Raw genomic sequence first — 22,626 nt, 5'->3', positions numbered from 1 at the left:
CGCGCACCGACCACCATGAATCGGGAATCGAGACTCGGAAATCGGCCGGCGGCCCGGCGACGTCAGTTAACCTGGAGTTGGCCGCCTCGGCCAAGGCCGCCCTTGACGTCCTGCGCCTTGTAGCTGCGCAGCGCGACGACCATCTTGTTGTATGCATCGATGAACGCGACGACCGTCGCCTTGCCTTCCGGCGTCGACGAAAAGCCCGCGAGCGCACCGCCCACGCCGCCGCCGAAGCCACCCAGCGCCGCGCCGTAGTTGGTCGCCGTCGAGCTGCCTTCCGACGCCGCGATCTGCACCGCCGAGCGCACGTCGAACAGCGTCAGCGTCACGACCGACGCCTTCGTCTGCAGGTGGCCCGCCACCGCCGCGATCGCGCTGTTGCCAATCAGCCCGCCGATCATGCTGCCGATCCCGCCGATCGGCGAGTCGTTGATCACGATCTGCGGCTCCATGTAGTAGTCGGCCGCAACCCGCTGACCCTTCTGCTGCTTCGAGCCCGCGCGGTATTCGCCCGAGTTGCGCTGCAACTGCGTGATGCGCGACAGGCGCGCGTCGCTCTTCTGGTTGCCGATCGACGTGATCACGAAGCAGTTCGACTGCTGCACCGCCAGACGCAGCAGCGGGTCGATCGTCGTCATCTTGGTCGCGCTGCCGAACGGGCCCCACCAGTCGGCGTTGCGGCCGTCGTCGACCGCGATCGTGCCCAGCGGCGACGTGCAGCGCTGCAATTGCGAATCGGCGCCGGCGCTCGCGCCGCCCGCCGCGGCACCGGTCACGCCGGCATTCTGCCCGCCGGGCGTCACCACGCCGCCGCACCCCGCGACGGACGCGCCAAGCGCTGCAACCAGCGCACCTTGAATGAGACGTTGGGAAAGGTTGGTCTTCATGTTGTTGTCGCTCGATTAGAGTCGTTGTTCGGCTTATGCGTCCGTGCGAACTTCGATAAGCCCCCCGGCGTGGCGCGCGATGGTGGTCTCCCCGCGGCTGCCCCCGTTGCTTCAGGCTCGGTCAGTAGTACCAGTACGTCTGATTCCAGACGCCGTAGTACGGATAGCCCGAATACCAGTAGCCGTAATAGACATCACGCCATTGCGTGCGCCATTTCCAGTCGTCTTCGTCTTCCTTCTTCGCCTTGCGCGCGAGCTCGAGCAGCTTTTTCGATTCCTTGTCGCCGCGAGCCGCCGCGATCGACAGCCACTTCTCCGCTTCGCGCGCATCCGAGCCCATTTCCTCGAGGCCGAACAGGTAGAAACTGCCGAGCGCCTTCTGCGCGTTCAGGTCGCCGCGTTCGGCGGCCTCGCGCATCCACTTGAGCGCCTGGTAGCTGTCCTGGCGTACGCCGTCGCCGCGGAAATAGCGCAGGCCGAGGTCGTAGGCGGCCTTCGGCTGGGTTTTCGCGGTTTGCTTGAGCGCGGCGATGCGCGGATCGTCGCGGTCTTCCGCATCGTCCTTCTTTTGATAGGAGACCTGATCTTTAGGGCGATCGGAACAGCCCGTGTCGTCGCAGATCCGCACGGTCCTGCTCGTGACGGACGGATCCTGCGCACACGCGGCCAACAGCAACAGCAGCCCCGGTGCGAGTAAACGGCGAATCATTTGTGCTTTCCCCACTTCTTATTTGCGCCGTATTGCTTCGCGCTATCCCACCCCCGCGAGCGCGTACCCGGTTTGCGCGCGGCGAGGCGAATACAATTCACCCACGCCGACACGCACTCCAAGGCTCTCTCAGGCTCTCTTCGAATCGTTCGGTCACTTCGCCGGCGTCGTTCATCACGGGTCGACTGCGGGCGACCTCGATCTCCAAACATGACGCGTCAAACAATAGTGACGTGGTGAGCAATGATAATCGAGAAATATGGCATGTCAAGGTCAATCGCGATTTCACAGTTTGCGTATCGCGTCACTTTTGAATATGCTCTTCGTCGCCAAAACCCAGGAGAGCCCTTCGAGATGCCCAATAGCGAGCAGGCCAACGCCGACCTCATCACCGCCACCAAGGTACGCGATCTGCTGACGCGCAACGGCATTCCGCCGCGCAGTCACAACACGACGATCGCGAATGTGCTGGGGCTCAGTTTCTCGGTCGTCACGCGCAAGATGAAAGGGCTGATCCCGTGGAACCTGTCGCAACTGCAGGACATCGCGACGCACTTCGGCGTGCCGCCCGCGATCCTGCTCGACGACAAGGGCACGCAGCGGGCCGCCGCCGAGATGATCGACGCGACGCTCGTGATCGAATCGCGCCGCTTTCGCTGCCGCGCGGCGATCTCGGCGAAGGCCACCAGCCAGATCGAAACGGATTTCGTCGCGCTGCAGTGGCAGGGTGAATGGATCGTCACCGAACGCCAGCAGGCGCGCGAGGGCCGCATCTATCCGGTCGACGTCATCGAGCTGCGTTCGAGCCAGCCGAACGTGTACGCGGCGCGGATCGCGGTGGTCGACGATTCGCAGGACGTCGCCGAAACCGTGTGCGAATACTTCCTCGAAAAAGGCGTGAACGCGATTCCGTACTACGACGGCGCGTCGTTCCGCAAGGCGCTGGAGGTCGAGGATTTCGACGGCTACATCCTCGACTGGATGCTCGGCGACCAGACCGCGGCTGAACTCGTGCGCGGCATCCGGTCGAGCGAAAACGGCGGCGCGCCGATCTTCCTGCTGACCGGCAAGATCTCCACCGGCGAAGCGAGCGAGGACGAAATCGCGCACATCGTGTCGCACTACAACGCGCGCTGCGAGGAGAAACCGGTGCGCCTGCCGATCCTCTTCGCCGAGGTCGCCCGCGAACTGAAGCTCGCGCAGCCGGTGCCCGCCGGGAATTGAGCCCCCGACAATCCATCACCACGCGCACCCGAACGAAGGGACCGACATGCGAATTTCGACCATCTGGATCAAAAGCCTGCTCACTGCCGGCCTGCTCGGCCTCGCCGCCGCGAGCTGGGCCGCGTCGTTCACGTTCACCGTCGACGGCAAGATCGGCCGCGGCAACCAGCCCGGCAAGACGGCGTTCGTCTTTTCCGAGCAGGCGCTGATGGCGCTGCCGCAGCACACGATCGTCACGTCGACGAGCTGGACGCCGAAGGCGACCTTCACCGGCCCGCGCCTGTCCGACGTACTGAAGACCGTCGACGCGCACGGCACGCAGATCGAATTCCGCTGCATCGACGAATACACGTTCACGATCCCCGTGTCGGATGCCGACAAGTACGGCGTGATCCTCGCGCGCACGATGAACGGCAAGGTGCTCGGCAACGACAACTACGGCCCGTTGTGGGTCATGTATCCGCGCGATCAGTATCCGGACGAGCTGAAGACGCCCATCGGCGAAGCGAAGTTCGCGTGGCAGATCATCGGCCTGACCGTGAAGTAAGTGCGCGGCATCATGCGCGGGCGATGGAAGAACAGAAAGATCATCGTGGTCCTGGGGTCGCTGTGGATCCTGGGATTCGCCGCGTGGGCGTTCCTGCTGTGGGACCTGCTCGCGACGTCGGTCAACGAGGGCGTGCTCGAAGGCCCGCGTGAGGGCGTGTTCTGGACCGCGTCGCAATACCGGAACGTCTACACGCGCTTCGATCGCCAGTTGATCCTCTACGCCACGCACGTGGACGGCGACTACGATCACGTGCAAATGCAGCTCGACAGCCTGTCGGTGTCGTTCGGGTTCCTGCAGCGGCCGTCCGAGGTCTCCGAATACTGGCTGCGCATCCCGCGCGCGCGCTCCGAGATCGCGGCGCTTGGCGAATTCATGACGCGCCTGAAACAGGAAGTGCCGTTGCTGCGCACCGCCCCGGACGGCGCGCAGCGCGTGATCGACGAAGTCAATGCGCACTGGCCGAAGGTCAACGGCCTCGCGAACTACTTCCGCGCGATCGAAATGGCGCAGCGCGACTTCACGTTCCATCAGCTGAAGGAACGGCAGCGGGCGATTCTCGCGCTCGGCACCATCCTCGGCGTGATCCTGTGCGCGCTGTTCCTGCTGCTGTTCTATACGATGCGCACGCGCGACGATCTGCTCGAACGGCAGAACGCGGCGCTGGACGCGGAACGCAAGGCGTCCGATCGCGCGTTCGAAATGATCGAGGCGAAGAACGCATTTCTCGGGATGGTCAGCCATGAACTGCGCACGCCGCTGCAGGCGATCTGCGGGTCGATCGAGATCCTGCTCGCGCGGCCGCAGTCCGACGCGAACCTGAAGACGATCCGGCGGCTGCAGAATTCCGCGTCGTCGCTCGAGGCGCTGGTCAAGGATCTCACCGACTACATCAAGTTGCGCTCGACCAAGCGCCTCGCCGAAGCCGAGACGGTCGGGATGGCATCGCTGCTCGCCGAGGTGCTCGATCCGCTGCGCGACAAGATCGCGGCGAAGCGGATCGCGGTCGCGCAGCGGGTCGAGCCGCACGATCTCGCGATCCGCTCCGATCGCAAGCTGCTGCGACAGGTGCTGTCGAACCTGATCGAGAATTCGGTGAAGTACACGGTCGGCGGATCGATCGACGTGTCCATCACGCTCGTCGACGCGCCGGCGGGGCGGCAGCTGAAACTCGTCGTTCGGGATACCGGCTCCGGCATCGCGAAGCAGCATCTGCCGAAGATTTTCGAGCCGTTCTATCGCGCGAACGACGCGGTCGGCCTGCACGTCGACGGTATCGGCATGGGGCTGGCCGTCGTGCGCGAAATCGTGACGACGCTGCGCGGCCACGTGGACGTGCTCAGTACGGTCGGCGAAGGGAGCGAGTTCATCGTCACGCTGCCGGCCGAAGCGCCGGATGCCGGCGACACGGCCGCCGACGCGCCCGCATGGCCGGCCGCTCCCGTGCATCGCAACCGCCGCGCGCTCGTGGTCGACGACAACGACAACGCGCGCGAAACGCTCGGCGCGATGCTGTCGGCGCTCGGCCTCGACGCGGATCTGTGCGGCACCGGGCACGAAGGCGTCGCGCGCTTCAACGACGCGCACTACGACCTGGTCGTGCTCGATCTCGAACTGCCGGATCTGAGCGGCTTCGAAGTCGCGCGCCGCATCCGCACGGTCGCGCAGCCGAACGACGACGGCAAGTTTCCGTCGATTCTCGGCGTCAGCGCGTACGAATCGGCCGCGCTCCGCGAGAACCAGCGCGTATTCGACGAGTTCCTGCCGAAGCCCGTTCACCTGCGCGAACTCGGCGCGCTCGTCGAGAAGCTGCTCGGCTGAACGCGGCGGCGATGCGCGCCGCGTGCGGCCGCGCGCCGGCGTCCGCCTCGCCTACTCGCCTACTCGCCTACTCGCCGATCAGATGCAGCACGATGTCGCGCCGGTGCGCCGCGCGACGATGCTCGAACAGGTAGATGCCCTGCCAGGTGCCGAGCACCATGCGCGCATGCTCGACCGGAATCGACAACTGTACCTGCGTGAGCGCGGTGCGCAGATGCGCGGGCATGTCGTCGGGGCCTTCGGTGTCGTGCTCGTAGCGCGTTTCGTCCTCGGGTGCGAGCGTCGCGAAGTAGCGTTCGAGATCGCGCTGCACCGATGGATCGGCATTCTCCTGGATCAGCAGCGACGCGGACGTGTGGCGGCAAAACACGGTCAGGAGCCCGGTGCGGATCGCCTGCTGGTCGACGAACGCGCGTACCTGCGGCGTGAACTCGACGAGGCCGCTCCCGCGCGTTTCGACGGGGATGTGCGTGATGGCCTGTTGCATGACGACCGCCTCAGGCGAGCGCGGCGAAGCCGTCGGCCTCGATCTGCTTCGCGTCGGTCGGGCGCACGACACGTGCGACTTCGACCCCATCGCGCAGGAACACCAGTGTCGGCCACAGCTTCACGCCGAACGAACGGCCGAGCGGCCGGCCCGGGCCATCCTCGATCTTCAGGTGCCGCACGGCGGGATGCGCGGAGAACGACGCGACGATCGCGGGCTGCGCGCCCGCGCAGATTCCGCACCAGTTCGCGCCGAATTCAATGACGGTGGCACCGGCCAGTGCGTCGACTTCCGCGCGCGTCGGCGCATTGGCGGTGTAGCGTTGCTCAGTGTCCATCGGAGCCCTCGTGTGCAATTGCAGAACGTGGCGGCCGCGTGCCGGCGTGCGCGGCACAGGCGACCGGTGATTTCTTACTGTAGCGGAAAAGCACGCGGGACGCCGGCGGGGCCATCCCGGCGCAAACGCCGTCTGCACGCACCGCCGGGATGACACCACAAGAATCGGAGCGCCGCGCGGCCGCGGCGGGATCAGCATGTGGACTGATCCCTTGAAACGAAGGCCCCGACCATGAACACTCCGCATCGCGTCACCGAACCGAACATCCTCTATTTCGGCACGCCCGTCGTGCTGGTCAGCACGCGGAACGACGACGGCACGACCAATCTCGCGCCGATCTCGTCCGCCTTCTGGCTGGGTTGGCGCGGCGTGTTCGGCATCGCCGCCAGCTCGCAAACCACCCGCAACCTGTTGCGCACCGGCGAATGCGTGCTGAATCTGCCGTCGTCGGCGCAGGCGGACGCGGTCGACCGGATCGCGCGCACGACGGGCACGTATCCGGTACCCGACGGGAAGCGGGCGAAGGGCTACGTGTACGAGCCCGACAAGTTCGGCACGGCCGGGCTCACCGAAGCGGCATCGCAAACCGTGTCGCCGCCGCGCGCGCTCGAATGCCCGGTGCACATAGAAGCAGTCGTCGCGGCCACGCACGGGGTCGGCGACGAAGCGCCCGACCTGCGCGGCCACATCCGCGTGTTCGAGGTGCGCATCCAGCGCGTGCACGTCCACCCCGACCTGCTGATGGACGGTCATCCGGACCGCATCGATCCGGACAAGTGGTCGCCGCTAATCATGAGCTTCCAGAAGTTCTATGGGCTCGCGCCGCAGCAGGTGCACGCGTCTCGACTCGCCGAGATTCCGGAGCGCGCGTATCGCAGCCCCGACATCGAGCGCTCGCGCGACGCGGGCGTGCCGGCCGGCGTCGGGCGGTAACGAACGCGATGAACCGGAGAACACCGATGAACCCGACGATCCGTAACGCTTCGTCCGGCGCGGGCGCGGCGGCCGAGGCGGCCGCGCCTGCCCGCCACCGCCTCGTGCTGCCGGCGCTGTGCATCGCGGTGCTGATCGCGCAGATCGATACCGCGATCGTCAATCTCGCGACCGAACCGATCGGCGCCGCGTTCGACGCACGCGTCGGCGCATTGCAATGGGTCATCGATGCATACAACCTCGCCTATGCGGTGCTGCTGCTCACAGGCGGCCTCGTCGGCGACCTGTACGGCAGGCGGCGCGCGTTCGTCCTCGGCGCGGCGGTGCTGAGCGGCGCATCGATCGTGTGCGCGCTCGCGCCGACGCTCGGCATGCTGATCGCGGGACGCGCGCTCGCCGGTGCCGGCGCTGCATTGCTGATCCCCGCTTCGCTCGCGATCGTCCGCGTGATCTGGCGCGACCCTGCCGAACGCGCACGCGCACTCGGCATCTGGGCCGCGTGCGGCGGCATCGCGATGATCGTCGGCCCGACGCTCGGCGGCGTGCTGATCCATGCGTTCGGCTGGCGCAGCATCTTCTGGGTCGTGATCCCGTTCGGCGTCGCGGCGATCGGATTGGCTTCCGTCGTCGTACCCGAATCGGCCGATCCGCACGGTCGCCGTTTCGATCCGGCCGCGCAAGCGCTCGGTGCGATCGCGATCGGCTGCGTCGTGTTAGCGACGATCGACGCGCGCCACGATGCGCTGCGCGCGGCGCTGCTGGTCGCGACGAGTACCATCGCCATCGCGCTGTTCATCCGCATCGAACGGCGCCTCGGCATGGCCGCACTCGTACCGCTCGACCTGTTCGCGAACCGTGCGTTCCGCGGGATGCTGATCGCCAACGGCGCGATGACGTTCGGCGGCTACGGGATGCTGTTCGTGCTGCCGCTCGCGTGGCAGAGCCACCATGTGCTCGACGCGACCGGCGCGGGCCTCGCGCTGCTGCCGATGTCGGTGCCGTTCGCGCTCGTGTCGTTCGGCTCCGGCGCGTTCGCCGCGCGCTTCGGCGGGCGCACGGCCGGCGCGGGCGGCGTCGCGCTGATGGGGCTCGGGCTCGCCGCGATCGGCATCGGCGCGGCCGGATCGACGGATGCGCATGCGCCGATGCTCGGCTGGGCCGAAGCAGGGCTCGCGCTGACGGGCACGGGGCTCGGCTTCGCCGTCGGGTCGCTGGCCGCGACGGCCGTCGGTGCGGTCGACGCCGCACGCGCGGGCACGGCCGCGTCGCTGATGAACGTGATGCGGATGATCGGCGCGGTGTTCGGCGTGGCCGTGCTGGGTGCGCTGTACGACGCGTGCGGCGGCGGCGCGGCCGGGCTGCGGGTCGCGATGCTGGCGGGCAGCGCCGTGCAACTCGCGGGCGCGGCACTGGCCTGGCGCACGGCCGGGGCCGGCACGCCGGCCGGAGCACCGAAGCCGATCGGATAAGATACGGCCGGCCACGCTCTTTGGCCCATGACCGAACCGACGGAGTGTTTTCAGTGATTCAACCGACCCAAGTATTCAAGGACAACCTCGCGCAACTGCCGGCCATCGACGGCATCGCGCGCATCGATCTCGTCGGCGCGAACGGCGACGTGGTCGCCAGCATCGAGAACCAGCCGGGCAAGCAAGGTTCGCTCGCCGTGTACCACTACCTGAAGCAGGCATTCGGCGCGCTCGACGCAAAGGCCGCCGAGCACGGCCTCGCGGTGTTCGCCGAGCATACGGCCGATGCGCGCAACCGCCCCGGCGCACATCCGAACGTCGATCGTCTGCTGGCGATCGTCGCCGGCGGCGAAGCGCTGCGGATCGACGTCGTCGCGAAGGGCTGAGCGACGCGCCGGAGGATCGCCGGGCCGCCGGACGCGCGGCACTGCAGCCGCTAAAGGCAGTGCGCGCTCCGATCGGCACGCGGTCCTCGATTTTGGCGAATCGCCGCATGCCCGCAGTACGTAGTCCGTACGACCCGACCTCGCCCGTTCATCCCCACGATCTCGCCCTATGAGGCGACGGCAACGCGAATCATCACAGTGCATCGCCGCACCGGCACCGCGCCACGCGCACGCCGACAGTGCCGCCGTCCGGCCGCCAATCGCCGCCCACATCGGCGCCCCGTTTCCCCGCGAAGCACGTCCAGCACCGCATCCGTCGAAATCCGCCATCGCTGGCATACATATTGCCAACGATCACCTGACGCCGTGAATCGGCGCCAATCGATTTCCGACCGATCCAGCCGGTATCCGACCGGCAATCCGCAGAGGTCTTCACCATGACGCGTTTGCGCACCTCCCTGCAGAGCGGCAACTGGCGCTCGCTGCTCGCATGCTTCCTGTACTTCGACACCGGCTTCACCGTCTGGGTGCTGTACGGCCCGCTCGCGCCGTTCATCGGCAAGGACATCGCGATGTCGGCCGCGCAGCAGGGCTTTCTCGTCGCGGTGCCGGTGCTTGCCGCCGCGATCCTGCGCGTGACGCTCGGCAACCTGTACCAGTCGGCGAACGGGCGCACGATCGCGCTGACGGGTATCGTGCTGTCCGCGCTGCCGGCCATCGTATTGCCGTGCGTGCCCGGTACGCCGTCGTACGCGCTGCTGCTCGTGCTCGGCGTGTTCCTCGGCATGGGCGGCGCAAGTTTCGCCGTCGCGCTGCCGATGGCGGGCAGCAGCTATCCGCCGAAAGTACAGGGGCTCGTGCTCGGCCTCGCCGCGGCCGGCAACATCGGCGCGGTGCTGGACGGCTTCATGTTTCCGCATATCGCGGCCGCCGTCGGCTGGAAGCTGTCGACCGCCGCCGCGCTGCCGCTGCTCGCGATCGCGGGCGTCGCGGTCGCCGTGTGGGCCGACGACCGCAGCGAAAAATCCGGCAGCGTGCCGCGTGCGATCGGCGCGTTCGCCGTCACGCTCGCGGGGCTCGTCGCGCTCGTGCTGGCCGTGCACGGCGGACTGTTCGGCGCCGGCAAGACCGGTGTGCTGCTGCTGCCGGTGATGGGCGCGCTGCTCGCGATCGCGGTCCTGCCCGCGCGCTACCGGACGGTGCTCGCCGAGCGCGACACGTGGGTGATCATGCTGATCTACAGCATCACGTTCGGCGGCTTCGTCGGGATGTCGTCGTATGTGACGCTGCTGCTGACGTCGCTGTATCAGATGCCGAAGATCGATGCGGGCCTGTTCATGTCGCTGCTCGCGTTCCTCGGCGCGATCGTGCGGCCGCTCGGCGGTTTCATCGCGGACCGCGTCAGCGGCGTACGCGCGCTGATCGTGCTGCTCGCCGCGATCGCCGTCGCCGATTTCGCGTTTGCCGCGTGGATGCCGCCACTGGCCGGCGGCATTGCGTTGCTGATCTGTCTGTACGTCGCGTTCGGGCTCGGCAACGGCGCAACCTTCCAGCTCGTGCCGCATCGCTGGCAGGGCAAGACGGGGCTGCTGTCCGGGATCGTCGGCGCGGCGGGCGGCATCGGCGGCTTCTACCTGCCCGTGGTGATGGGCATCGCGAAGGAGGGCACCGGCAGCTATCAGCTCGGCTTCGTGACGTTCGGCGTGCTCGCGACCGGTGCATGCGGCGCGCTCGTGTTGCTGCGCACGCAATGGCTCGCGTGGGCGATGCCCGCCGATGCGCGCGCGGCCGGCGTACCGGCCGGGCGAGCGCCCGGCATGACGCATGTGACCGAATGACCCCCGCGGCCGGCGCGATCGCGGAGCGATAGCGAAGCCATACCGCGCCGGGCGGCACACGCGGCGTGAACGCCGATCCGGCGGCGCGCGCCGCTAAACGACTGACGAATCGCGCGTGAGCGCCTTCGTGCACCGACTTGTGTGGCAATGCACCAAGGTAGCCCGGCGATGCATGGGTGCGGTGCGCCCCCACGTGCACGCCGCGCACCGGGCCAAGGCACGCAGCCATTGGCATGCCGTTTGCTTTTTGTCTCCTTGACAAGTGGGGCGACCCGCATGGGGCGACCCGCACGCTGAACGCCAAGGAGACGTCGGAATGCGGAAGATGAAGCTGGTGATGGTCGGCAACGGGATGGCGGGCGTACGCACGCTCGAGGAACTGTTCAAGCTGGCCCCGGATCTGTACGACGTCACGGTGTTCGGTGCGGAGCCGCATCCGAACTACAACCGGATCCTGCTGTCGCCGGTGCTGGCCGGCGAACAGACGCTCGAGCAGATCGTCCTGAACGACTACGCATGGTACGAGCAGCACGGCGTGACGCTGCTGACCGGCCGCAAGGTCGTGAAGATCGACCGCGTGCGCCGCGTCGCGATCGCCGACGACGGCACCGAAGCGGCGTACGACCGCCTGCTGCTCGCGACCGGCTCGAACCCGTTCATGCTGCCGATTCCCGGGATCGGGCTCGACGGCGTGCTCGGCTATCGCGACATCGCCGATACGCAGGCGATGATCGACGCGTCGTCGCAGTATCGCCGTGCGGTCGTGATCGGCGGCGGGCTGCTCGGCCTCGAAGCCGCGAACGGCCTGAAGCTGCGCGGGATGGACGTGACGGTCGTGCACCTCGCACCGACGCTGCTCGAGCGACAGCTCGACGCCACCGCCGGCGAACTGCTACGCAAGTCGCTGGAAGCACGCGGCCTGAAGTTCCTGATGTCGAAGCAGACCGCCGCGCTCGAAAGCGACGGCGCCGACGGCACGCGCGTGCGCGCGGTCCGCTTTGCCGACGGCGACTCGCTCGACGCCGATCTCGTCGTGATGGCGATCGGCATCCGGCCGAACACCGAACTCGCCGAACGCACGGGCCTCTACTGCAATCGCGGGATCGTCGTGAGCGACACGATGCAAACCTACGACCCGCGCATCTACGCGGTCGGCGAATGCGCGAGCCACCGCGGAATCGCGTACGGGCTCGTGGCGCCGCTGTTCGAGCAGGCCAAGGTCGCGGCGAACCATCTCGCCGAATTCGGCATCGGCCGCTACGTCGGCTCGGTCACGTCGACCAAGCTGAAGGTCACCGGCATCGATCTCTATTCGGCGGGCGACTTCCTCGGCGGAGAAGGCACCGAGGACATCACCCTGTCCGACCCGCTGGCTGGCGTCTACAAGAAGATCGTCGTCAAGGAAGACCGGATCGTCGGCGCGTGCCTGTACGGCGACACCGCCGACGGCGCGTGGTACTTCAAGCTGCTGCGCGAAGGCCGCAACATCGCGGACATCCGCGAGACGCTGATGTTCGGCGAGACGAGCCTCGGCGACACCGGGCACAGCGGCGTCACGCACGCGGCAGCGATGCCCGACACCGCCGAGGTATGCGGCTGCAACGGCGTCTGCAAGGGCACCATCGTCGGCGCGATCAAGGAGAAGGGGCTTTTCACGCTCGAAGACGTACGCAAGCACACGAAGGCGTCCGCGTCGTGCGGCTCGTGCACGGGCCTCGTCGAGCAGATCCTGATGTCGACGCTCGGCGGCGACTATTCCGCATCGCCGAAAGCGAAGCCGGTATGCGGCTGTACCGACCGTACGCACGCGGAAGTGCGCAGCGCGATTCGCGAGCACAAGCTGCTGTCGGTGCCGGCCGCGATGCACTTCCTCGAATGGCGTACGCCGAACGGTTGCTCGACCTGCCGCCCGGCGCTCAACTATTACTGCATCAGCACCTGGCCGCACGAGGCGAAGGACGACCCGCAATCGCGCTTCATCAACGAACGCGCGCACGCGAACATCCAGAAGGACGGCACCTATTCGGTCGTGCCGCGCATGTGGGGCGGCGTGACGACGGCCGACGAGCTGCGCCGCATCGCCGACGTCGTCGACAAGTATGCGATTCCGACGGTCAAGGTCACGGGCGGGCAACGCATCGACCTGCTCGGCGTGAAGAAGGAAGACCTGCCCGGCGTGTGGCACGACCTCGGGATGCCGAGCGGCCATGCGTATGCGAAGGCGCTGCGCACCGTGAAGACCTGCGTCGGCTCGGAATGGTGCCGCTTCGGCACCCAGGATTCGACGCTGATGGGCCAGCAGCTCGAACGCGCGCTGTGGCGGATGTATGCGCCGCACAAGGTCAAGCTCGCGGTGTCCGGCTGCCCGCGCAACTGCGCGGAATCGGGGATCAAGGACGTCGGCGTGATCGGCGTCGATTCCGGCTGGGAACTCTACGTCGGCGGCAACGGCGGCATCAAGACCGAGGTCGCGCAGTTCTTCTGCAAGGTGAAGACGCACGAGGAAGTGCTCGAGTACGCGGGTGCGTTCCTGCAGCTCTATCGCGAGGAAGGCTGGTATCTGGAGCGCACGGTGCACTACCTCGAACGCGTCGGCCTCGACTACGTGAAGGCGCGCGTGGTCGACGATGCCGGCAACCGGGCGGCGCTGTGGGAACGCCTGCAGTTCGCGCTGAAGGACCAGCCCGATCCGTGGCACGACACCGACGATGCGCAGGTCGACCTGCGCCAGTTCATCCCGATCGCCGTCGAGACGGCCGGCCGCTGACCGCGCCGCCACTGCCACCGCCAGGAACCCTACGATGACCACTTTCGACCCCGACTGGATCACGGTCTGCCGGATCGACGACATTCCCCCGCTCGGCGCACGCGTCGTCAAGCGGCCCGAGGGCGCGCCCGTCGCGCTGTTTCGCACTGCCGGCGACCGCGTGTTCGCGCTGCTCGACCGTTGCCCGCATCGCGGCGGCCCGCTGTCGCAGGGGATCGTGCACGGCGAACAGGTGACGTGCCCGCTGCACGGCTTCAACATCGCGTTCGGCAACGGTTGCGCGCTGCCGCCCGACGACGGCGGCACGCCCGTGTTCAGCGTCGCATGCGACGGCGACGCGGTGCTGCTCAGGCGCAGCGAACTCGCGTCGCTCGCGACGGGCGACGACGCATCCGGCGCATCCGCGTGCACCGAACCGGGACACGCTGCATGACGGAGCTGGCAGCAGCACTCGATCGCGACGCGCGCGCCGACGCGGACCTGCGCGAAACGCATTCGACCTGCTGCTACTGCGGTGTCGGCTGTGGCGTGATCATCCAGACGCGTGCCGATGCCGACGGACAGCGCAAGATCGTCGGCGTGCGCGGCGACCCCGATCATCCGGCGAATTTTGGCCGGCTCTGTTCGAAGGGCAGCACGCTGCACCTGACCGCCACGGCCGAACGCTATGCACAGACCCGTGCGACGCACCCCGAATTGCGACACACGCGCGACGCTGCCCGCACGCGCGTGTCGTGGGACGACGCGCTCGACCATGTCGCCGCGCGCTTCGCGCGGATCGTCGAGCGGCACGGCCGCGATGCGATCGGCTTCTATGTGTCGGGCCAACTGCTGACCGAGGACTATTACGTCTTCAACAAGCTCGCGAAAGGACTGATCGGCACCAACAACATCGATTCGAATTCGCGGCTGTGCATGAGCTCGGCCGTGGTCGGCTACAAGAAATCGCTCGGCGCGGACGCGCCACCGTGCAGCTACGACGATCTCGACCACGCGGGCACCGTGCTGATCGCCGGCGCGAACCCGGCGTTCGCGCATCCGATCCTGTACCGCCGGCTCGAAGCCGCGCGCGAGCGCAATCCGGCGATGAAGGTGATCGTCGCCGATCCGCGCCGCACCGATTCCGCCAGCGATGCGACGCTGCACCTCGCGCTGCAGCCGGGCACCGACGTCGCGCTGTTCAACGCGATGCTGCACGTGCTCGTGTGGGACGGTGCGCTCGATCGCGCCTTCATCGACGCTCACACGAACGGCTTCGACGCGGTACGCGACAGCGTGCGCGAATGGTCGCCGGCCGTCGCGGCGCAAGTCTGCGGGCTACGCGCGGACGACATCGTCAAAGCCGCGCGCTGGTTCGCCGACGGCCCGTCGCTGTCGCTGTACTGCCAGGGGCTGAACCAGTCCGCGGACGGCACGCACAAGAACGTCGCGCTGATCAACCTGCACCTCGCCACCGGGCAGATCGGCAGGCCCGGCGCGGGGCCGTTCTCGCTGACCGGGCAGCCGAACGCGATGGGCGGCCGCGAGGTGGGCGGGATGGCGACGCTCGCATCCGCGCATCGCGATCTCGCGAATCCCGAGGATCGGGCCGAAATCGCGCGACTGTGGGGCGTCGACGACGTGCCGACCCAGCCTGGCCTGACCGCGGTCGAGATGTTCGAGCGGCTCGCGTCGGGCGAACTGAAAGCCGTGTGGATCGTCTGCACGAACCCGGCGCACTCGCTGCCCGACCAGGCGACCGTGCGCGCGGGGCTCGCCCGCGCGGAATTCGTCGTGCTGCAGGAGGCGTACGCGCACACCGGTACCGCACCGTACGCCGACGTGCTGCTGCCCGCGGCGACGTGGGGCGAGAAGGACGGCACCGTCACCAATTCGGAGCGGCGCATCTCGCGCGTGCGGGCAGCCGTCGAACCGTACGGCCATGCGCGCGCGGACTGGCAAATCGCCGCCGAGATCGGCCGACGGCTGGAAGCGCGGCTCGCGACGGGCCGGGCCACGCTGTTTCCGTATGCGGACACCGAAGCGATCTGGAACGAGCATCGCGCGACGACGGTCGGACGCGATTGCGACATCGGCGGGCTGTCGTGGTCGCGGCTCGACGCAGACGGCCCGCAGCAATGGCCGTTTCCCGCCGGCGCGGCGAGCGGCGCCGCCCGCCTTTATGCCGACGGTCGGTTCCCGACCGCCGACGGCCGCGCCCGCTTCATCGCCACGCCGTATCAGCCGGTCGCGGAGCCGGTCGATGCGCGCTTCCGCTTCGCGCTGACGACCGGCCGGCTGCGCGACCAGTGGCACGGTTGCAGCCGCACGGGCAGCGTGCCGAAGCTGTTCTCGCACGCACCGGGGCCGACCGTCGATCTGAACACCGCGGACTGCGCGCGCCTCGGCATCGGCCCGCACGACTTCGTGCACCTGACGTCGCGCCGCGGCAGCATGCTGCTGCCCGCGCGCGCCGATGACGCGATCGCGCCCGGCCAGGCGTTCACGCCGATGCACTGGGGTGACGAGTTCGTGTCCGGCGTGGCCGGCAATCGCGTCGGCGCGGGCGTCAACACCGTGACCTCGCCCGCGCTGGACCCGCACTCGCGCCAGCCGGAACTGAAGCACGCGGCGATCAAGCTGCTGAAGGCCGACCTGCCGTGGCGCTGGCTGATCGCCGCGCGGTTGCACGCCGACGAACTGCTGGCCCGGCAGCGCCAGTTGCGTGCGCTGTTCGCGCGCTTCCCGTATGCGAGCTGCACGCCGTTCGGGACCGACGCCGGCGGCGGGCTCGCCTGGCGCGCGGCGGCCTACGAGCCGGTGCCCATCGAGCTGCAGCGCGAAGTCGAAGCGCTGCTCGGCTTGCCCGACCCGGCGCCCGACGTGATGAGCTACGGCGACGCGCGGCGCGGCACCGCCCGACGCGTGCGCGTCGTCGACGGCGCGCTGACGGCGTTCTCCGTGTCGGGCGCGGCCAACGCGACCGAAGACAGTGCCGCCGTGCTGCGCGACTACGTCGACAGCGGCACGAGCGTCGGCGCGATCGGCCGGATGCTGTTGTTCGCCGGGCGCGTGCCGTTGCAGGCGGCGCCCGCACGCGGCCGGGCGATCTGCAATTGCGTCGGCGTGGGCGAGCGCGAGATTCGCGCGACGCTGTCGGCCTGTCCCGCGAACGCGACGGCGGCGGAGCGGTTGGCCGGCTTGCAGGCACAACTCAAATGCGGCACGCAGTGCGGTTCGTGCGTGCCCGAACTGCGGCGGATGATCGCCGAGCCGGCTCTGCCGTAGCACGCGGTTCCGGCGCGACGAGCGCGCCGTCGTCCGGGGCCGCGTCGCCGGCGCGCGGTTGACTGCCGGCGACGGCCTTCCTACACTGACCTCCCTTTTACGCCTCATCGGCGAAAGGGGTCCCCGTGATCGACTTCTCCACGCTCGCGCTGTTCTCCGGCGCCTGTCTCGCGCTGACCGCCACGCCCGGCCCCGACATGCTGCTGATCGCGTCCCGCAGCGTGAGCCAGGGCCGGCGCGCGGGCTTCGCGACGCTGGCGGGCATTCAGGCCGGCACCTACTGCCACGCGCTCGCGGCGGCGCTCGGGCTGTCGCAGCTCTTTGTCGCGGTGCCGATCGCCTACGACGCCGTGCGCTTCGCGGGCGCCGCGTATCTGCTGTATCTCGCGTGGAAGACGTTCCGCTCGGACGCGACCGCGCTGTCGCCCGTCGCATCGCCGCGCCGGCACTCGAGCGCCGCGATCTTCCGTCAGGGCCTGACGACGAACCTGCTGAATCCGAAGATGGCACTGTTCGTGCTCGCGCTGTTTCCGCAGTTCGTGCGGCCCGAACACGGCTCGATCGCCGTGCAGATCCTCGTGCTCGCGACCGTGCTCAACCTGATCGGGCTCGTCGTGAACGGCGCGGTGATCCTCTCCGCGAGCCGGCTGAGCCGGCGGATCGGCGCGCGCCGCCGTCCGTCGAAGCTGCCGCGATATCTGCTCGGCACGGTGTTCGTCGGTCTCGCCGCGCGGCTCGCGGTGGCGGGACGAAACTGATCATCTCCCCTTCCGACGTGCACGGACACGCCTGATACCCATTCGGACAACTGGTCGAATCAGGGTCGACGGCAAACAATCAGGCTCGTACACGATCAACAAAGCACCGAAGCAACGTCTCGCATTCCGGTGCATCCCGTCCATCTGCCGCGCTGCCCGCGCCACCGACGCGACGGCACTTCTTCTTGCATGGAGATAACATATTTGTTACTGTTCGAACCAGCGCTATGAAATCCGGTTCTTCAACGAGCGTGTCGAGGCAGGCATTTTTGCGTTGCCGAAGACGCTGACCGCCAGGTTCTTCGCACTCGCCGACCGTATGGAGCAGTACGGCCCGAATCTGGGCGAGCCTCACACCAAGGCGATGGGCGACGGTTTGTTTGAAATGCGCCTGAAGGGCGCCGAAGGTATCGCCCGCGTGTTTTACTGCGCGGTCGTCAACCGGCAGATCGTCATGCTTCATTGCTTCGTGAAGAAAGCCCGGCAAACGCCGCAGAAAGAGCTGGATACCGCGCACCGCCGATTGAAGGAGGTTCGAGATGGCAACCTATAAGGCACTGCGCGAACGCGCATTGGCCGATCCGAAGGTTCGCGCCGAGTACGAACGGTTGAACCGGGAAGAATTCGCGTTGCTCGACGCGATGCTTGCCGCCCGGCGAGCCGCCGGTCTTTCGCAAGCCGATATTGCAGAGCGCATGGGAACGAAAGCGCCTGCCATCACGCGGCTCGAGCGCTCCCTCGCGACCGGCCAGCACTCGCCGTCGATCGAAACGCTGCGCAAATACGCCGCCGCTTGCGGCAAAAAACTCGTGATCTCTTTCGCCTGAATCGCCCCGAAACCCGGACACGCATCAGCCGGCCTTCGCCGGCACTTCAGCGCGTCGCGCCCAGCGCCACGCGCAGCCGTTCCATCAGTTGCGTGTAATGCCGCAGCACGTCGTCCCTGGGCACGACATTCGCGGTGGCGAAACGCTCGGACCACGCCGGCTTCCATTCATACGAACCGTGCACGCTCCGGTCGCCGTCGGGTGCCTGGATCAGCGAGCGGATCCGCGCGTCGCGGCCCGGGCCCGTGTGCATGTCGAACAGCGCGTGGATGTACGTGTGATACGCATCGTACACGTCGTCGTCGAACAGGTAGCGATAGATGTGGAACGTGCGATCGAGCTCGCGCTTCGCGCGGATCACGTCGTCCGGCGAGATGTCCTTCCAGTAGCCGATCCACGTGTAGAAGCACAGCAGCGCATTGAGTTGCGGCGCGACCGCATCGTACAGCGCGAGCCGCTTCTCGATCAGCCGCTGGTTGGTCCACTGCACGAGTTCGAGCCGCTTCAGCCGGCGCGCGACGAGCCAGCCGAGGCACGCGACCGACAACGGCGTCAGCACGCCCAGCGTGAGCTTGACGATTTCCAGCGAATTCCACGGATCGTTGAATGGCTGCATGATTGGCTCGACAAGAAGAAACGCATCCGCACCGGCGCACGCCGCCCGCGCGATCAGCCGATATTGACCGTTAGTTGCTTGCGCATCGAACGTCGCACGACGAAACGGACAATACGTTCGAGGCGGCATGATTCGCCAGTTTAGCGGGCGATCGTCACCGGGTCGTGACTGTTCGTCGACTCGTCATCGCGCGCCCGCGTCGCGTCAGGTCGGCAGCGCCGACGTGAGCTTGACCTTCTGCATCGGAATGTCGGTCTTCACGCTGAGCACGCCCGGAATGCGCGTGAGGTATTCCATCTGGAAGCGCCGGTAATCGTCGATGTCGGCCGCGACGACGCGCAGCAGGAAATCGCAGTCGCCCGCCATCAGGTGACACTCGACGACTTCCGGCATCTGCTGGACGGCCTCGGCGAAGCGGTTTACGGATTCCGCGTCCTGCCCCTTCAGCCACACGCGCGTGAAGATCGTCAGCCCCTTGCCGACCTTCGCCGGGTTCAGCACGGCCACGTATTTCTCGATCACGCCAGCTTCCTCGAGCAGCCGCACGCGCCGCAGGCACGGCGACGGCGACAGCCCGACCTCGTGCGCGAGTTCCACGTTCTGCATGCGGCCGTCGCGCTGGAGTGCGCTCAGGATCCGCCGGTCGATGGCGTCAAGTTTCATTTGGCATTGAATTCCAAAAAATCAGCAAATCACGCGTTCAATGCCAAATTCTCCGAAACTTATGGCCACAACGCAACCCGATTCGAGTCAAAAAAGCAGACAATCCCTCCCCCCGAAGGAGGAGTAATGAGCAGTAGCGTTTCAACGTCGTCCGGGCTTCGCGACAAGCCCGCCCATATCGCCGAGATGAGTCGCGGATTGCGCGCGGCGCTGCCCGTCATGCTGGGTTTCGTGCCGTTCGCGCTGCTGCTAGGCGCGCAGGCCGCGCAAAAGGGGCTGAGCCTGTTCGAGGTGCCGATGATGACGGGCCTGAACTTCGGCGGCGGCTCCGAGTTCGCGGCGATCCATCTGTGGACGTCGCCGCCGCACATCGCGCTGATCGTCGCGATGTCGTTCCTCGTGAATTCGCGCCACATCCTGATGGGCGCCGCATTCGCGCCGTACCTCCGGCGCCTGCCGCGCCGCCGTGCGTTCGCCGCGCTGTTCTTCATGTGCGACGAAAGCTGGGCCATGTCGCTCGCCGATGCGCGCTCGCGCTCGGCCACGCACATCAGCGTCCCCTATTACGCGGGCATCTGTTCCGGGCTGTACCTGACGTGGACCTCGATGACGACGCTCGGCGCGGCAATTGGCCCGACGATCGGCAGCGTCGAGCAGTACGGCTTCGACATGGCGTTTACGGCCGTGTTTCTGGTGCTGCTGCGCGGAATGTGGAAGGGCATGCGCGCGAGCCGTCCGTGGTTCGTGAGCCTCGTCGTCGCGGCGGCCACGCACCTGGCCGTGCCGGGCGCGTGGTACGTCGCGGCCGGCGCGTGCGCGGGGCTGGTCGCCGCGCTGCTGTGGGAGCCGCGCGATGCTGCCTGATTTCTCGACGGTCGCGACCATCGTGCTGATGGCGTCGACGACCTATCTGTCGCGCGTGCTCGGCTACGTGCTGCTGCGCAACCGCACGCTGAGCCCGCGGATGGCGTCCGTGATGGAGAACGTGCCGGGTTGCGTGCTGATTTCGGTGATCGCGCCGGCGTTCGTGTCGACGCGCCCGGCCGATCTGCTCGCGCTCGCCATCACGCTGGTCGCGGCGACGCGCCTATCGATCCTGCCGACCGTCATCATCGGCGTCGTGTCGGCCGGCTTGCTGCGGCATCTGCTCGGCTGAGCGCTTCCGGCCGACCACACCGGCGACACATTCCACGACACGACGAACGGGCGCGCGATGCGCCCGTTTTCACGTCCGCGCCGACCGGCACCCCGGGGCGCGACACGACGATCCTCGCGCCGGAGTGCTAGCCTTGTGGCTTGCGCCACGCCGCACTCCCTCTCATTGCCCTCCGCGAGGATCGTCCCGATGCAAGAAACCCGCCCGCTGTTCGACCGTGTCCTGCTCACCAACGACGACGGATTCGACGCTCCCGGCCTTGAAGTGCTCGAACAGGTCGCCACGCAACTCGCACGCGAAGTGTGGATCGTCGCGCCGGCCGAAGACCAGAGCGGCACGTCGCATTCGCTGAGCCTGCACGAGCCACTGCGCGTGCATCGCAAGGGCGAACGCCGCTTCGCGGTGCGCGGCACGCCCGGCGATTGCGTCGCGATCGCGGTCAGCCACCTGATGAAGGGTGCGCGGCCCGACGTCGTGCTGTCCGGCGTGAATCGCGGCGCGAACCTCGGCACCGAAACGGTGTTTTCCGGCACGGTCGGGGCGGCGATGACGAGCATGCTGGTCGGCGTGCCGGCCATCGCGCTGAGCCAGGCATTCGCCGATCGCAACGCGGTGCCGTGGGGCACCGCGCTCGCGCATGCGCCGGACGTCATCCGCCGGCTCGTCGCCGCCGGCTGGGACAGCGATGCATGCCTCAACGTGAATTTCCCGGCGCGACCGGCCGAGGACGTGCGCGGCCTGAAGGTGACGAGCCAGGGCGCCGGCACGCTCCAAGGCGTCGAGATCGTGTCGGGGCGCGATCCGCGCGAGATCGACTATCACTGGTTGAAGCTCGCGCGGGCACCGCGCGACGACGATGCGAATTCGGAAACGGTCGCGCTGGGCGAAGGGTATATCGCGATCACACCGCTGAAGTTCGAGCGCACGCACGATCAGGCGCTCGCGCGGCTGCGGTCGAACCTCGGCTGACCGATCTCGCCTTAACGAGCCCGGCGGTTGCGCATACGATGCGCGCGCCGCCGGTTCACCGTGTCACCCCGTCACGTCAGGTTCAACCCGCCGTCGAGCATCACGATCTCGCCCGTCACGTAATCGGACGCGACGAGCATCGCGACCGTCTGCGCGATATCGTCCGGCGTCGCTTCGCGACGCATCGGCGCGCGCTCGCGCCAGAGCTGCTGCGCCTTCGTCCAGTCGGCGGTCAGCGGCGTATCGACGAGCCCCGGCGCGACCGCGTTGACGCGAATTGCCGGCGCGAGCGTGCGGGCGAGCAGCCGCGTCATGTGATTGAGCGCGGCCTTCGCGGCCGCATACGGAATCGACGCGCCCTTCGGGCGCACGCCCGCATGCGAGCTGACGTTCACGACACACCCGGCCCGTCCGTGCGACGCCGACTCGCGCAGCGCGGCCTCCGCTTCGGCGACCAGCCGGAACGGCGCGATCACGTTGATTTCGTGCATCTCGCGCCACACGTCGGGCGTAGCCGCCGCGAGGTCGTCATGCGGAATCACGCGGCTGACGCCGGCGTTGTTGACGAGCACGTCGAGGCGCCCGTACACCGCGAGCGCATCACGGATCAACCGCACGCGCTCGCCATCGTCGGCGAGATCGGCCTGCACATAAGCGCCACCGAATTCGCGTGCCATTGCACGCCCAGTATCGGCTGAGCGGCGCGAATGCAGGATCACCGCGTAGCCGTCGGCTGCCAGGCGACGCGCGACGGCCGCGCCGATCCCCGACGTCGAGCCAGTGACAAGCGCGACCGGCCGGTGCACGCGCGCCACGCGCGGCTCGCCGGCGGCTTCGGTTTCAGGTGTCGTTTCGGCCATCGGGGCAGACATCGGCGGGAGCGGCGCGTCCATGGCGTGGAACCCAGTTAGTGGCGTTCCCGCATCATAAGCGCGACGACGCAACTGGACACGAACGTGATA

24 protein-coding genes are annotated in these 22,626 nt (G+C 67.8%); 16 read left to right on the top strand and 8 right to left on the bottom strand.

The features are described from left to right. Nucleotides 1–62 precede the first annotated feature (62 nt). A complete protein-coding gene (locus tag CFB46_RS20945) occupies nt 63–890 on the bottom strand; it encodes a hypothetical protein (protein ID WP_089501118.1) in 828 nt (275 codons plus the stop codon). 121 nt (nt 891–1,011) lie between these two features. Continuing rightward, the gene (locus tag CFB46_RS20940; protein ID WP_027782129.1) at nt 1,012–1,599 is read right to left on the bottom strand and encodes a tetratricopeptide repeat protein; all 588 of its coding nucleotides are present in this window, start codon (nt 1,597–1,599) and stop codon (nt 1,012–1,014) included. A gap of 354 nt (nt 1,600–1,953) precedes the next feature. Between CFB46_RS20940 and CFB46_RS20935 the strand changes: the two genes are divergently transcribed. From CFB46_RS20935 to atsR, 3 genes are read left to right on the top strand one after another with little or no spacing between them, the layout of a single operon-like run. Beyond that, nucleotides 1,954–2,823, top strand: coding sequence for a response regulator (locus tag CFB46_RS20935; RefSeq protein WP_179235092.1), 870 nt, complete (start codon nt 1,954–1,956; stop codon nt 2,821–2,823). 46 nt (nt 2,824–2,869) lie between these two features. Further along, nucleotides 2,870–3,370, top strand: a complete 501-nt coding sequence (locus CFB46_RS20930) for a molybdopterin-dependent oxidoreductase (protein ID WP_027782127.1) — start codon at nt 2,870–2,872, stop codon at nt 3,368–3,370. Nucleotides 3,371–3,379: 9 nt separating this feature from the next. Next, entirely contained in the window at nt 3,380–5,191 is a 1,812-nt protein-coding gene (atsR, locus tag CFB46_RS20925; protein WP_089502285.1) for a hybrid sensor histidine kinase/response regulator AtsR, read from the top strand. A gap of 67 nt (nt 5,192–5,258) precedes the next feature. Here the strand turns inward: atsR and CFB46_RS20920 are convergent, their stop codons facing one another. Continuing rightward, nucleotides 5,259–5,678, bottom strand: a complete 420-nt coding sequence (locus CFB46_RS20920; protein WP_089501116.1) for a secondary thiamine-phosphate synthase enzyme YjbQ — start codon at nt 5,676–5,678, stop codon at nt 5,259–5,261. A 10-nt stretch (nt 5,679–5,688) separates the two neighbouring features. Further along, nucleotides 5,689–6,015 (bottom strand): thioredoxin family protein, encoded by a 327-nt coding sequence (locus CFB46_RS20915; protein ID WP_089501115.1) that lies wholly within the window; start codon nt 6,013–6,015, stop codon nt 5,689–5,691. A gap of 231 nt (nt 6,016–6,246) precedes the next feature. Here CFB46_RS20915 and CFB46_RS20910 point away from each other — a divergent pair, with 231 nt between their 5' ends. Genes CFB46_RS20910 through CFB46_RS20900 form a run of 3 tightly spaced genes read left to right on the top strand, consistent with a single transcriptional unit; the run spans nt 6,247 to nt 8,803 of the window. Further along, nucleotides 6,247–6,948 carry a flavin reductase family protein gene (locus tag CFB46_RS20910; protein ID WP_089501114.1) on the top strand — a complete coding sequence of 234 codons (702 nt, stop codon included), beginning with the start codon at nt 6,247–6,249 and terminating at the stop codon, nt 6,946–6,948. 26 nt (nt 6,949–6,974) lie between these two features. Then, entirely contained in the window at nt 6,975–8,417 is a 1,443-nt protein-coding gene (locus tag CFB46_RS20905) for an MFS transporter (protein WP_089501113.1), read from the top strand. Between the two features lie 53 nt (nt 8,418–8,470). Continuing rightward, entirely contained in the window at nt 8,471–8,803 is a 333-nt protein-coding gene (locus CFB46_RS20900) for a DUF2322 family protein (protein ID WP_027782121.1), read from the top strand. A 193-nt stretch (nt 8,804–8,996) separates the two neighbouring features. Here CFB46_RS20900 and CFB46_RS35390 read toward each other — a convergent pair whose 3' ends face one another. After that, nucleotides 8,997–9,242 carry a hypothetical protein gene (locus tag CFB46_RS35390; RefSeq protein ID WP_143751644.1) on the bottom strand — a complete coding sequence of 82 codons (246 nt, stop codon included), beginning with the start codon at nt 9,240–9,242 and terminating at the stop codon, nt 8,997–8,999. On the opposite strand from CFB46_RS35390, the gene CFB46_RS20895 reads away from it, so the two are divergent. The 7 genes from CFB46_RS20895 (at nt 9,241) to CFB46_RS20865 (ending at nt 18,260) form a co-directional block, all read left to right on the top strand. Beyond that, nucleotides 9,241–10,641: an MFS transporter gene (locus CFB46_RS20895; protein ID WP_089501112.1), complete on the top strand. Its 1,401-nt coding sequence runs from the start codon at nt 9,241–9,243 to the stop codon at nt 10,639–10,641. The two genes, CFB46_RS35390 and CFB46_RS20895, sit on opposite strands and share 2 nt — an antisense overlap. A 316-nt stretch (nt 10,642–10,957) precedes the next feature. Then, nucleotides 10,958–13,408, top strand: coding sequence for a nitrite reductase large subunit NirB (gene nirB / locus CFB46_RS20890; protein ID WP_089501111.1), 2,451 nt, complete (start codon nt 10,958–10,960; stop codon nt 13,406–13,408). A 34-nt stretch (nt 13,409–13,442) separates the two neighbouring features. Next, nucleotides 13,443–13,841, top strand: a complete 399-nt coding sequence (locus CFB46_RS20885; protein WP_089501110.1) for a nitrite reductase (NAD(P)H) small subunit — start codon at nt 13,443–13,445, stop codon at nt 13,839–13,841. Further along, complete coding sequence (locus CFB46_RS20880) at nt 13,838–16,675, top strand: nitrate reductase (RefSeq protein WP_089501109.1); 2,838 nt, start codon at nt 13,838–13,840, stop codon at nt 16,673–16,675. Before CFB46_RS20885 ends, CFB46_RS20880 begins: the two co-directional genes overlap by 4 nt. Nucleotides 16,676–16,800: 125 nt before the next feature. After that, complete coding sequence (locus CFB46_RS20875; RefSeq protein WP_089501108.1) at nt 16,801–17,433, top strand: LysE family translocator; 633 nt, start codon at nt 16,801–16,803, stop codon at nt 17,431–17,433. 274 nt (nt 17,434–17,707) lie between these two features. Next, a complete protein-coding gene (locus CFB46_RS20870) occupies nt 17,708–17,986 on the top strand; it encodes a type II toxin-antitoxin system RelE/ParE family toxin (protein ID WP_152777831.1) in 279 nt (92 codons plus the stop codon). Beyond that, nucleotides 17,973–18,260 carry a helix-turn-helix domain-containing protein gene (locus CFB46_RS20865; RefSeq protein ID WP_027782114.1) on the top strand — a complete coding sequence of 96 codons (288 nt, stop codon included), beginning with the start codon at nt 17,973–17,975 and terminating at the stop codon, nt 18,258–18,260. The genes CFB46_RS20870 and CFB46_RS20865 overlap by 14 nt, the downstream gene beginning before the upstream one ends. A gap of 46 nt (nt 18,261–18,306) precedes the next feature. On the opposite strand, the gene CFB46_RS20860 is transcribed toward CFB46_RS20865, so the two are convergent. Further along, nucleotides 18,307–18,876 (bottom strand): hypothetical protein, encoded by a 570-nt coding sequence (locus tag CFB46_RS20860; RefSeq protein WP_027782113.1) that lies wholly within the window; start codon nt 18,874–18,876, stop codon nt 18,307–18,309. A gap of 204 nt (nt 18,877–19,080) precedes the next feature. Beyond that, nucleotides 19,081–19,539, bottom strand: coding sequence for an Lrp/AsnC family transcriptional regulator (locus tag CFB46_RS20855; protein ID WP_006486309.1), 459 nt, complete (start codon nt 19,537–19,539; stop codon nt 19,081–19,083). Nucleotides 19,540–19,665: 126 nt separating this feature from the next. Between CFB46_RS20855 and CFB46_RS20850 the strand changes: the two genes are divergently transcribed. The 3 genes from CFB46_RS20850 (at nt 19,666) to surE (ending at nt 21,664) form a co-directional block, all read left to right on the top strand. Continuing rightward, entirely contained in the window at nt 19,666–20,403 is a 738-nt protein-coding gene (locus tag CFB46_RS20850; RefSeq protein ID WP_089501106.1) for an AzlC family ABC transporter permease, read from the top strand. Continuing rightward, nucleotides 20,393–20,695 carry an AzlD family protein gene (locus CFB46_RS20845; protein WP_373558201.1) on the top strand — a complete coding sequence of 101 codons (303 nt, stop codon included), beginning with the start codon at nt 20,393–20,395 and terminating at the stop codon, nt 20,693–20,695. Before CFB46_RS20850 ends, CFB46_RS20845 begins: the two co-directional genes overlap by 11 nt. A 189-nt stretch (nt 20,696–20,884) precedes the next feature. After that, nucleotides 20,885–21,664 carry a 5'/3'-nucleotidase SurE gene (gene surE / locus CFB46_RS20840; RefSeq protein ID WP_089501105.1) on the top strand — a complete coding sequence of 260 codons (780 nt, stop codon included), beginning with the start codon at nt 20,885–20,887 and terminating at the stop codon, nt 21,662–21,664. A gap of 71 nt (nt 21,665–21,735) precedes the next feature. Here surE and CFB46_RS20835 read toward each other — a convergent pair whose 3' ends face one another. Beyond that, the gene (locus tag CFB46_RS20835) at nt 21,736–22,557 is read right to left on the bottom strand and encodes an SDR family NAD(P)-dependent oxidoreductase (protein ID WP_089501104.1); all 822 of its coding nucleotides are present in this window, start codon (nt 22,555–22,557) and stop codon (nt 21,736–21,738) included. Between the last annotated feature and the right edge of the window lie 69 nt (nt 22,558–22,626).

Origin of the sequence: Burkholderia sp. HI2761, from assembly GCF_002223355.1 — a bacterium.
Classification (GTDB): Bacteria; Pseudomonadota; Gammaproteobacteria; order Burkholderiales; family Burkholderiaceae; genus Burkholderia.
Note: the sequence above shows the minus strand (reverse complement) of the source record. Positions and strands in the feature narration are given on the sequence as shown.